The sequence below is a fragment of the Bacillus bruguierae genome, assembly GCF_037104725.1.
In the GTDB taxonomy this organism is placed as follows: Bacteria; Bacillota; Bacilli; order Bacillales; family Bacillaceae_G; genus Bacillus_A; species Bacillus_A bruguierae.
The window spans coordinates 47,654-59,404 of record NZ_JBAWSX010000005.1 but is presented as its reverse complement, the minus strand read 5'-3'; the positions used below and the strand labels follow the sequence as shown (position 1 = coordinate 59,404).

Annotated in this window: 10 protein-coding genes; all 10 read right to left on the bottom strand. The window is 32.7% G+C overall.

What is annotated here, in order from left to right:
* Window positions 1-5: 5 nt before the first annotated feature.
* The 10 genes from WAZ07_RS10625 to WAZ07_RS10580 all read right to left on the bottom strand — a co-directional run bounded on the left by WAZ07_RS10625 (window position 6) and on the right by WAZ07_RS10580 (window position 11,741).
* Window positions 6-641, bottom strand: coding sequence for an acetyltransferase (locus tag WAZ07_RS10625; protein ID WP_336472420.1), 636 nt, complete (start codon window positions 639-641; stop codon window positions 6-8).
* Window positions 642-661: 20 nt separating this feature from the next.
* Window positions 662-1,252 (bottom strand): sugar transferase, encoded by a 591-nt coding sequence (locus tag WAZ07_RS10620; RefSeq protein WP_336472580.1) that lies wholly within the window; start codon window positions 1,250-1,252, stop codon window positions 662-664.
* 315 nt (window positions 1,253-1,567) lie between these two features.
* On the bottom strand, window positions 1,568-1,720 hold the full coding sequence (locus WAZ07_RS10615) for a hypothetical protein (RefSeq protein WP_170857631.1): 153 nt from the start codon (window positions 1,718-1,720) through the stop codon (window positions 1,568-1,570).
* Window positions 1,721-2,045: 325 nt separating this feature from the next.
* The gene (gene galE, locus WAZ07_RS10610) at window positions 2,046-3,059 is read right to left on the bottom strand and encodes a UDP-glucose 4-epimerase GalE (RefSeq protein WP_336472419.1); all 1,014 of its coding nucleotides are present in this window, start codon (window positions 3,057-3,059) and stop codon (window positions 2,046-2,048) included.
* A gap of 466 nt (window positions 3,060-3,525) precedes the next feature.
* Window positions 3,526-5,949: a right-handed parallel beta-helix repeat-containing protein gene (locus tag WAZ07_RS10605; RefSeq protein ID WP_336472418.1), complete on the bottom strand. Its 2,424-nt coding sequence runs from the start codon at window positions 5,947-5,949 to the stop codon at window positions 3,526-3,528.
* A gap of 314 nt (window positions 5,950-6,263) precedes the next feature.
* Window positions 6,264-7,811: a lipopolysaccharide biosynthesis protein gene (locus WAZ07_RS10600; RefSeq protein ID WP_336472417.1), complete on the bottom strand. Its 1,548-nt coding sequence runs from the start codon at window positions 7,809-7,811 to the stop codon at window positions 6,264-6,266.
* Window positions 7,812-7,820: 9 nt separating this feature from the next.
* On the bottom strand, window positions 7,821-8,696 hold the full coding sequence (locus WAZ07_RS10595) for a glycosyltransferase family A protein (RefSeq protein ID WP_090913061.1): 876 nt from the start codon (window positions 8,694-8,696) through the stop codon (window positions 7,821-7,823).
* A 73-nt stretch (window positions 8,697-8,769) separates the two neighbouring features.
* Window positions 8,770-9,858 carry an acyltransferase family protein gene (locus tag WAZ07_RS10590; protein ID WP_336472416.1) on the bottom strand — a complete coding sequence of 363 codons (1,089 nt, stop codon included), beginning with the start codon at window positions 9,856-9,858 and terminating at the stop codon, window positions 8,770-8,772.
* Between the two features lie 104 nt (window positions 9,859-9,962).
* Entirely contained in the window at window positions 9,963-11,144 is a 1,182-nt protein-coding gene (locus WAZ07_RS10585) for a glycoside hydrolase family 88 protein (protein ID WP_336472415.1), read from the bottom strand.
* 36 nt (window positions 11,145-11,180) lie between these two features.
* Window positions 11,181-11,741: an acyltransferase gene (locus WAZ07_RS10580; RefSeq protein ID WP_336472414.1), complete on the bottom strand. Its 561-nt coding sequence runs from the start codon at window positions 11,739-11,741 to the stop codon at window positions 11,181-11,183.
* Window positions 11,742-11,751: the final 10 nt, after the last annotated feature.

The following is an 11,751-nucleotide window of genomic DNA, read 5'->3' as shown; positions in this document are numbered from 1 at the left end:
CACTCCTAGTAACTCAATTCATTAATAACTTTGGCAGGGATACCAACGGCTGTACAATTAGGGGGAATATCATTTATCACAACAGCCCCTGCTCCAATAACAGACCATTCTCCGATTTTAACACTTGGAATAAGAGTAGCCGCTGCCCCTATATGTGCCCCTTCTTCGATGATGATAGAACCTGTAAGTGTAGCATGAGGAGAAATATGCACAAAATCACCTAATATATTGTCATGTTCAACAATAGAACCCGTATTTATAATAGAATGATTGCCAATTTGAGTATCAGCATTAATCACCGCATGCGGCATAACAACTGTACCGTTTCCTATCTTAGCATTCGGACTTATAACGGCTGTTTTATGTATTAACGTGGCATAACAATTGTCAGGCAGACTCAATTTCTCGGCAATTTTTTTTCTAACTTTATTATTCCCTATTGCAATAACAAATTTTATTTGATTAACATCGTTAATCATTTCATAGGCAGTTGAAATCGGGCCGAAATAAATATTATCTACTCTAGTTATATCTTCATATCGATCATCTAAATATCCAACGATTTCATATTCCTTGTTTGATAAAATAATATCCTGTATAACTTTACTGTGACCACCTTGTCCAATCATTACAATTTCCATTCATTACCTCCTCTCACAGTCTATTTCATACCGGTAAAACGTTCCATTGTTACATGACCATCTTGATTTACTCCTTCTGATTTAAACACTTTTATTAGTGTAAGAAATAATATCTTCATATCGATTAAAAAAGATTGATTATTTACATACCATACATCTAATTTGAATTTTTCTTCCCAAGTAATTGCATTTCTTCCATTCACTTGTGCCCACCCAGTAATCCCAGGTTTTACATCATGTCTTTTAGCTTGTTCACTAGAATATAAAGATAAGTATTCCATTAATAATGGTCGCGGTCCTACTAAACTTAGGTCACCTTTCACAACATTTATAAGTTGCGGCAATTCATCTAAACTACATTTCCTAAGAAATTTACCAAATGTGGTTAATCTCACTTGATCAGGCAAGGACTTACCCTGATTATCTCTTTCATCAGTCATTGTGCGAAATTTGTAAAGATAGAACGGTTTTCCATGTAGTCCTGGACGTTGTTGTTTAAATATTATAGGTGATCCTAATTTTAATCTAACCAAAACGGCTACTACAACGATAACAGAAGATAAACACAATAATAAAAACAAAGAAATCAGTAAATCAAAAATTCGCTTCATCAATAATCATACTCCTATCCAAGATTCTTGCAAGCGCCTTTTCACAGATCAATAGTATGAAAGGCTTTCGTTATATATACATCCATTTTCATTTTTCAACATATAAGTCGCTGCTATGCAGAAAAAGGAGCCTGCACTTGCTTTCTCTCTTGTTTCACTTCGCACATGGCAGAAAAAGGCCCTGATCGCTTGTATGCATGACCAGACGCGCTCTCTCACCTAAAATGAATGATTTTATGTCGATCTTTTCAATTGGTGTTTATATACATATCATTTCACAATAAATCTTAGAACCAATTTTTTAAGATTTATAAATTATTTTGATGTATACATAATCGAAATGAGGTATTGTTTAATTTCTTCGATTAAACGTTTTACTTCCACATTTTTTGATTCTTGACCTCTTTTGTATATATACATGAGTATCTCTTTAAATTCCTGCTGAGTTAATCTCTCAGAAATGTTCATGTTTAAGCCCCTCTTTCGAAAAATCTGTTTACATATACAAATTCTAGCTATTTCAAGTGGGATTTGTATTTATTTTTCACTCTATTACTAACAATTTTTTACTCTCTAACATCCCTTATATATAGCCATTTTCATTTTTCGACATATAAGTCGCTGCTATGCAGAATACAACATGATCGCTACTTGCTTCCTCCTTTTGTTTTAAATATTGCATGTGGTAGGAAAAGGCTCTAACCGTTTCTATGTGCGGCCAGATGCTCTCGTCCCCTCTAAAAAGAAAGGAGGTTTTTATGTCGGCTTGTTAACTTATATATAGCATATAATTTTATTTGGCATAACCATTTGGATTATTAAACTGCCATCTCCATGAATCTTCGCACATCTCTTCGACTCCTTTTTGAGCAACCCATCCCAACTCTAGTTTAGCCTTTGATGCATTCGCATAACAAATAGCTACATCACCTGGACGACGATTTACAATTCTATATGGAACTTTCTTACCTGATGCTTTTTCAAAGGCAGTAGCCATTTCCAATACACTATAACCACATCCGGTTCCTAAATTATACGCTTCTACCCCTTGAGATCTCGATATCTTTTCGAGCGCTTTCAAATGTCCCATTGCAAGATCTACAACATGTATATAATCTCTTACAGCTGTACCATCTTGTGTTGGATAGTCATTCCCAAAAACGCTTAATTCATTTAGCTTTCCAACAGCTACTTGTGTAATGTACGGGATAAGATTATTTGGAATACCTTTTGGATCTTCCCCAATTCGCCCGCTTTTATGTGCTCCAATTGGATTAAAGTAACGTAAAAGAGCAATGCTCCACTCATGGTCAGACACATACAGATCACGTAATATTTCTTCGATTATCTGTTTTGTGCGCCCATAAGGATTCGTCGCTCCAAGTGAAAAATTTTCGGAAATCGGTACTTGTTCTGCCATTCCATATACTGTTGCTGAAGAACTGAAGACCATTTTCTTTACACCATGCTTTTTCATGACTTCACATAATACAAGAGTACCTGTAATGTTATTATGATAATACCAAAGTGGTAACGTAACCGACTCTCCTACCGCCTTCAATCCTGCAAAATGGATAACGGCATCAATTTGATTTTCATCAAAAATAGTATCTAGCATCTCTTTATCTAATATATCTGCCTGATAAAATGTAAAATCTTTTCCTGTAATTTCACGAACACGTTTTAAAGCTTCTGGTTTACTGTTTGAAAAATTGTCAACTACGATTATCTCATATCCGGCATTTAATAGTTCTACGCATGTATGAGTTCCGATGTATCCTGCTCCGCCTGTAACTAGAATTTTCATATGTTTTTTCCTCCTCGTTATTCATATCCTTATTCATACATTTTTTTATTGAAACGTGGTTAACTTTTACATTAAGTATAAAAAAACATCCCAGTTCGCTGTTGTAAAATAACGAATTGAGATGATTTTTTATGGTTTTGTGCCTTGCTGGTTAAAAAAGTTACCTGAAACAATAGCTATCTCAAAATTTCTAGAAGTCTAAATACGCTATTAAAGTGGATATGATTATAAAAACATATATATCCATTTTAATTTTTCGACATATAAATCGCTGCTATACAGAATACAACATGACCGCTACTTACTTTCTCCTTTTGTTTTAAACCTTGCATGTGGCAGAAAAAGGCCCTGAACGCTTCTGTGCATGGCCAGATGCTCTCGTCCGCCTAAAAAGAAAGAGGGTTTTATGTCGATTTTTTAATTTGTATTTATATAGTAATTCTTTCTTTACAATATGAATCTCTACTTAATTAATAACAGTATTATCTATCAACCTAGTACTTGCGTTTATATCAGTAGACACATTATTAAATATACACTGTGCTATCGTCACCGCTTTTTCCTTCGTTAACCACCGTAAGCTGACCACAGTATTTTCCAAATAACTATGTGCAATGATGGAAACGGTAGAACTATCTGTTTTCTTGATAATGGAGTTTAAAAATGTACTGCGATTATTCACAACGTTTCCTTCAAAATTTACGCCTACGTTTTGAAATAAGCAGTTGTCTGTATTTATCTTCCTCGTATATTGAGCATTATTAGAACCTAGCGATAGATCTCCACCCATTCGACTAGTTTTTGCTCTTAAGAACTTACCGTTACTTAAATTACAACATTCCAAATCTGCAGCGCCTTCAATCAAGGTTAATCCTTCTACTGTGATAGGTCGTCCAGCATAATTAGCAGGTGGCTTGATGCTAATGTCATAGTTCTTGACATTAATGTTCTTAAGAACCCCTCCTGTCATAATTACTGAAAGGTTTTGTGCTACAGCATTATCGCTTCTCCACTCTCTTTCAATAGTAATATCTGAGATGTAGCATCTCCCATAATCACATCTGCTTATATTGAATCCTGCTGTTCCTGCATCCGTTATGACTACCGGCGGTCCATTTAATGTTTCAGCCACTTGGAAACTTGTTGGTGTTACATTTACTGTATAATACAGTTTATCTACACTAATTCCAGCAGGAACTTTTCCAATCCATTGTTCGAAACATATCTTTGCGCCATTTCCCATTCCATGCGGTGAGCTATAAGTAAATGTCTTAGTAGTGACATTTACAGCAGGAGTTCCAAAGTAACCATAAGTACTCGAAACGGAAAATGAGCCATTCTTTATTTGACAATTTGTAACGACTGCTCCTCTAATATCTTGTAACTTTATATTCCCGTTATTACATACTGCTCCATTGACAAAGTTATCTCCTTTAACAGTGAGTTCACATCCAATAAAAGTATTATTTAGATATTTAATATACCAGTTATTCTGATAAGAACTAACTCCTCCAACATTAAAACCTTCAAATATGTTATTTTCTAAAACTACATGAATACCATCAACGTTTACAAAATGCCCACGTGCATTGCTATAAATGTAATTATTATAAATATAAATTCTAGTGTTCAATTCAAGCCCTGATTGATTTAGTTCAGGCCGCCATGTTGGTATATTACTTTGAGTCCACATAGACTCAATATCTATTCCAAACATAGGAGCAGTTCCATCTACTGTAATGCCATCATCAGCCTTACCAATAAAGTAGATTTTGTTATCAAAGATGTAGGTATCGTTTGCACTACCAAGAGTAATACCTTGTCTTCTGCAGTTGTGAATATCGCAGTTATGGATGTAAATATGCGATCCCATCTGTTCTTGCGTATAGTCAGCTGGATTCAATTTATATTCTAACCAGCCCGTGGAAACAGCATCGCCAGTACAATCACTTATTTCTACATGATCTATTTCAACATAATTTGAACCGCTTATTTCTATCCCTTGTCCCCATTCGTGTGTATAGTTCTGAGCGTCGACTTTCGCATTAATTTTTGCAATTTGGTCATCACTCAAAGGTGAAGACGTAATATCAATAACAAATATCATCTTATTAGCCTTGTCTATTGGAGCAACCCAATTTCTTCCTGACGGAGATGTTGGGGCAAACTGTCCATCGGTTTTAAATCCAACTAACGTACTAGAAGAAACCGTGCCATTATATTGATAAAAACTATATCTCGCAGCAGTTACTCCTGAAATAGACCATAGTCTAAAAGATTTTAGTAGTCCAGGATTTACATACCTATCTACTACCTCACTACGGATAAAATTCGGATTACTATTTAATGACCCGTCAGGATTTACACCTCCCCTAACAAACTTTACACCTATTTCATATATATGCCCCTTTTTGTCTCCGACTATTTTCCCACCAGAAACCCTAACATTTCTAACCCCTTTAACCTCAAATATTCTATACCAAGGTGATGAATTGGCTTCTAGCTGTAATACGCATCCATCAGCCATTTCAAAATGTATATTGCTTGGCATAACAATGCATGAAAATGATGTACTGTCAATCTTTAACTTATAGGTCCCTCCTGGCAATATAACATGATTATACCCTTGAGATTTTGCCCAAATTAATGCTTGATTTATACCTAGTGTAGTAGCAGCAGCATTCGTCCCATCATTTTTAATATTCCATCTATCTAGTTCTATTACATATACAACACTTGAGGCATTTTCTGTACTTGAAATTGAAAGCTTTTTAGGAATCCACTTTGATTTAACATCATCATAAGTTAATACATCACCATGGGCAGGAGACATATTTGTTAAATCAACATCACTCATATCTCCAAGATTAGCGTTTAAATAACTTGTCATATGTTTACACCCTTTTTCTTTTTTATATATTATGCTTCTATAGATTAAATAGATTGGGTGTATGAGTTAGGATGAAAAAAAGAAAAAACTATTCTATGAATAGTTTTTTCTTTCCTCTTTTCAACAAATTTATTATAAACTAAGAAATCTCACTACATATGTTCATCATTTTAACTTATGATTGTTTGAATTGCGAAAACACGGTAGTCCAGCTAGCTTTTGTATATATCTGGAATTTCTAATTTCAGAACACTTTATTTTTTCAACTCCGCTTCATGATGGCAATGTTTAAAATATATACCAGCTGACTGAAGTTAATATGAGATTCCTTTTCCTAATTTAAAACGCTTCAATAACTTGCCCGCAATTCTTTTAAAAACACCAAATAAATACTTAAACTCATCTGTTTTACGAAAAATGAATACATAAATTATATTTGGCACTATTAGACAAACGGTGCCTTTTAATATTAAACCTAACCAACCATCTAACAATATAAAGTTACTTATCACTTTTGTTATTAGATATGTTCCTATACATATAACTACATAATACATGTATGTTTTATAATAATGAATAATAGGTTTTTCGAACACCTTCTTATACACTAGATAAGGCGTAACCCAGAATGGAACAGTTAATACACTTATAAATGTTCCAATAAAAACACCTACTATACCTATATACTGAACTAAAATAATAGATACAATAAGGTTTACAGCAGCTTGAAACAAAGGAGCGTATTTATCCTCTTGAAAAATTCCTGCTGTAGTCTTCACAGTTGTTATCGCATTTCTCATTCCTCTTTCATAGAAGATAGCCATTAATACAAATAATATCCCTTCACTCATTAAGAATTTCGGGCCTATCCATAAAGTAATAAAGGGCTCTATAGTAATACATAACAGTATGCTAAAAAATGAATATAACCAAAAATTGAGGAGTGTATAGATTTTATATATACTGTAAATTTTTTCTGCACTCTCTTTTGCTACTAAATTTCCTACACTATGATAAATATTATTAAACACTTGATAAGTAAAAGTTCTACAAATATCAATTAACATATTGTAATTGGAGTACAATCCAACTGCTGCTACACTCACAAATGATGAAATGATAATATTATCTGTACCTAACACTAGGTAGTTTCCTATATTTTGTAGAACAATCGCTTTTACATTTTTTATAATGCTATTTTTCGTTTCACTATCTAATTTACTAGATACTTTATCTTTTAAAAATGGATACAATTTACTCACTATAGCTGCTAAAAGGATACTCGTAGTTATGGTAATAACACTATCTATAATTAGATATAAAATATAATTTTTTGTATAGTGCAATACTCCTATCTTAAGACAAGTAGATATAATGGAAGATATAGAATATACCCCTGTTACAACATAACCTTTCTGACAAACATTTAAAAACGAACTTCTATGTGAGTATAAATACGGTGCAACTGTGTTCAGTAAAAATATGGCATAAATGAGATGGACATTTTCAACATTTGAATCTTTAACAAAATAACCTAGAAAAGGCATTAATGCGAGCCCTAGTAACAATACTACTAAGGCGATTACCATGTATGCATTTCGATACAAGCGCATAAGCACTTTTATTTTCTGCTGATCATTCTCGGCTACCGGTTTGTAAAGACTGTACATTATACTAGAACCTATTCCTGCTTCTGCTAAAGACAGCATAGACAGTATGTTGGTAAGTAGTCCGTTTATTCCTAGGTACTCAACGCCTAAGCTATTAATGAATACAGTTCTTGAAATAAAACTTAATGACGTAATAATAATTTGATTACCAAGACCAGCGGATATATTAATTATCGAATTTTTTACTCTCATATTTAAAACCTACTTCATCATGATTTTCTTACATTTAACTAAAAATATAGAAAAGATTAAAGTAACAGGTTGAATTTCCAAATATTTTGCAGCCTGTCCTAATTTTAAATTAGACTTCACAAAATCATAGTATAAATTATAATAAGACAATCTGCCTTTTACATTACATTTATAAAACTTAATTTGCTGTTTTATATAATACGCTGTACCTTTAGGACTTTTAGCAAATATCTCTTTCATATTTTTCGTTAAGCCATCCTCAAGATAATCGCATATATAAGTGGTTTTATTAAACCACCTTATTTTATAGCCATCATGGGCCATTTTCTCCCACACTGTCGCCTCTGTTATAAATTTCTCTCCTTCAAATTCACAAAACTTATATTTTCTAAGGATATTCGTATAAAAGACTTCTGCTTTATCACCGGTTATATTATATTTTGTACGTTCAAGTGAAGTTGCGTCTACATATTCCCCTTCAAATGTTGTTCCTAAAAAGTCATTAACCTGCCTTCCTCTATTACCGGAAACACCACAAAATAATTCTTTATTTTCCAAGTTTCGTTCCCAATTTTCTATGTTTTCTAATGCATCTTTCGTCAGATAATCATCAGAATCGACAATGAAGAACAATTCCCCCTCTGCTAAGTCAGTAGCTTTATTAATTGCTCTATGTTTCCCACCATTTTCAACTTTATAATACCTTATGGGGAATGGATTTTTTTCTACTGTCCATAATCTAAATAACTCTTCTGTGTTATCGCTTGAACCATCATCAATAACTAACCATTCAAAATCTGTATATGTTTGCTCTTGTAATGATCTGTACAGTTTTTCTATAATATAGCCTCTGTTGTATGTTGGAGTGAATACTGTTATTCTCATTTAATCCTCCCATTGTTACTGACCATAATTTTTTCTTTTCACCTATTTACAGTAATTATTTAAAAATAAGCCCTTATTTAAGGATTTCTTTTGATAAAGGTACTTGCATTTTATGCGTTTGTTTTCGAAAACCAAAACGAATTTTCTTACGTAATGGCTCTTCGTAAAATTGATAAATGATTGAACTAAATAATAAAGAAATTACTAAACAAATCAAAAAGCGATACGTATTCGCTAAATGAAGAAAATCTAAGTATCGAATCACCAATTGATGGATCATATAGAATGAGAAACTAATTTCACCCAAATAAACAAAAAACCTTTGTGATAATATTTTTGAAATCATACCACCTTGAAATGCAAAGGTGAAAATTAACAAACACCATAGTGGAACAAAATACACACCGCGAACGATTCCTACGTCTAAGTTTGCCGAATACAATAATAAGACAATGAATAACAATAAACTTAGTAGTTCTAAAACAGTAAATATAGCCTTGTTTAAATTTTCTTTATTGGATTTTTCAATATAAATCAATCCTAAAAGCATCCCTGTTGAAAATTCAAACAATCTAACTCCTGGGAAGATATGTAGTAACCAAATATAAAATGGATTATCTCCATCCAAATTTTTATTTAATAGAAATAAAACGCCCCACACTATCCAAAATATCAATACAGATTTAACTATATTTTTGTTAACTTTAAGTTTTATAAATATCCATAGCAGAAAAGGAAACATAAAATAAAAGAACGTTTCAACTGATAACGTCCATGAAACACCATTAAAATTAAAATAAGTTCCTTGACTCGGAAAAAAACTTTGTAACAATAGCAAATTGATCATTGACATAAAAGTAAGTTTTACAAAATATAAACTATTGGGGTGAAAGTACAAAATAACCAATGGTACAGAGAGCAAAAAAGTTAATACATGAACGGGATATATTCTTGAAAATCTTGCTTTATAAAACTTTTTGATATTATTTTTATTGATTTCTATAAACTTAGAATGATAGTTATAGGCTAATATAAAACCAGATAAAACAAAGAAAAACTGAACGCCCGCTGAACCTAATTGATATTGACTGAACACCCGCATATGGAATAAGAACACCATTAATGCAGCAATAAATCTAAATGACGTTAAAGAATTTAGCAAATAAATTCCTCCTTTTTGACTTCTCCAAAAACAATTTATTTGAATTCTCAAACTAGCTATTACCTTTGTTAATGGATATTCCTTATACAAATATAAGCAAAAGTTTATCTCTTACTTACATATAAATTGATTAATCTCATACAAAATCCTTGCGTAAACGGCAATATATTGAACAACATCGAATATACTCCTATGTCTTTTGTATCTCCTTGTGAAAAGTCAACTGCCCCATTTTTCCTCGTAACCTTCATCAAATAACTTATAGCTTTATCTGTACTATTTAAACATTCTTTAGAAATCTCATCTATTTTTGATGCGTTTAACAGAAACCAGCCTAATGTAGCTGTAGCAGAAGAATCCGGCCTACATTCACTTCTAGTTACCGTCCAGTTCCAGCTTCCATTATCTTGTTGAAAGTTCATAGCAGCTTTTGCAAATCTCTTTACACATTCTTCTAAAACAAGTTTATATTGATTGTCTTGTGGTAATTCACCCCATGCATCTATAAGGCCTATAGCAAACCAACCAAGACCTCTTCCCCATCCATATAATCCAAGGGGTACTTTATTTTCTAACTTGTATACATGACTTGGAATATAATGTTCGTCTAACATTCCATACTGCTCATACTCTTTAATTTGCTTCACTGCTAAATCTACACACTCGTCTTTGTTATATTTCGTACCGTAAGCTACTAAAAATGGACATATAAAGCCTATAGTATCTACATACCTATAACTTTTCATATACTTTCTATACTCTACTGATCCATCTTCACCTATATGCTCTTTTATCATTTCCCAAGTATAGTCCAATGCTTTCCTATACTTATCTGTCTCTATAAAATCTATCTTCATAATAGAATATGCTAGTATAGCTCCATCTACATACTTTGGTTTTTCTCTCCATTGACCATTACTATCAAATTTCGCATCCAAAAATTTTACAACTGCTTTTTTTACTTCCTGATCATCATTATATTTTAAGTACTCAGATAACCCTAAAACTAAAGATGCTTCTTGCCAATGTTGTATAGTACTTTTTGTATAATTTTTCTTCAGCATATCTATTACGACTAATCTTGTATTATCTGTTACCTTTATTTTTGGTACATTCAATAAAAATTTAGATCCTTTATTAGTAATAGCTTTATTCCATAACGATTTATCATCGTATCTTCCCATATGAATTCTTAGTGTCCAGTCTTTTATTAAAGGTACTAAGTCTATTGCTATCGTTATTAAAAGAATAATAATTATCGTACAACTCAAAATTTGAAATATCATCTCTATAAAGCCCTTTCGATATAGAAATAGTTTAGTTTACTTAACATATCCTACAGTATTCTCCAACTCTTCGGCCATCTTATTACACATGTCTAGCGTTATATTCCCGCCTATTGTCCAATTTTTATCATAAACATGAGCAGTTTCCATATTTAATCTATGCTTGTTAATATAATCCTCAGTTTTCCCGATTATTCTTGCTGGGTTACCGCCAACTATAGACCCTTCAGGTACCGATTTAGTTACGATACTTCCTGCAGCTACAATAGCATTCTTCCCTATTGTAACCCCAGGCATAATTAAGACCCTTGCTCCTATAAATGAATTGTCTTCTATTTTTATTTTTGCTATTTTTGTATAATCTAAATATCGTTTCGTACTAGCGTCATGTGCAAGAAGATACACTTGGGGCGCAAACGTAACATTATCACCAATTTCTATTAACCAGCAATGTGCATAATCAATTGTACTCCCAGCTAACCCGGAACAATTTTTCCCTACCTTCATACCTCGTTGCAAACACGCTTCTACTGTTAGTTCTTCACGGGATAGCATTCCTAATCTTATCATTAACGACTTTTTTATGCGATTAAACATTGTTACCCCC

What these genes read in the sequence shown, in the direction of transcription:
- WAZ07_RS10625 (WP_336472420.1), bottom strand. Translation starts at nt 641, where the DNA reads ATGGAAATTGTAATGATTGGACAAGGTGGTCACAGTAAAGTTATACAG.
- WAZ07_RS10620 (WP_336472580.1), bottom strand. Translation starts at nt 1,252, where the DNA reads ATGAAGCGAATTTTTGATTTACTGATTTCTTTGTTTTTATTATTGTGT.
- WAZ07_RS10615 (WP_170857631.1), bottom strand. Translation starts at nt 1,720, where the DNA reads ATGAACATTTCTGAGAGATTAACTCAGCAGGAATTTAAAGAGATACTC.
- galE (WP_336472419.1), bottom strand. Translation starts at nt 3,059, where the DNA reads ATGAAAATTCTAGTTACAGGCGGAGCAGGATACATCGGAACTCATACA.
- WAZ07_RS10605 (WP_336472418.1), bottom strand. Translation starts at nt 5,949, where the DNA reads ATGACAAGTTATTTAAACGCTAATCTTGGAGATATGAGTGATGTTGAT.
- WAZ07_RS10600 (WP_336472417.1), bottom strand. Translation starts at nt 7,811, where the DNA reads ATGAGAGTAAAAAATTCGATAATTAATATATCCGCTGGTCTTGGTAAT.
- WAZ07_RS10595 (WP_090913061.1), bottom strand. Translation starts at nt 8,696, where the DNA reads ATGAGAATAACAGTATTCACTCCAACATACAACAGAGGCTATATTATA.
- WAZ07_RS10585 (WP_336472415.1), bottom strand. Translation starts at nt 11,144, where the DNA reads ATGATATTTCAAATTTTGAGTTGTACGATAATTATTATTCTTTTAATA.
- WAZ07_RS10580 (WP_336472414.1), bottom strand. Translation starts at nt 11,741, where the DNA reads ATGTTTAATCGCATAAAAAAGTCGTTAATGATAAGATTAGGAATGCTA.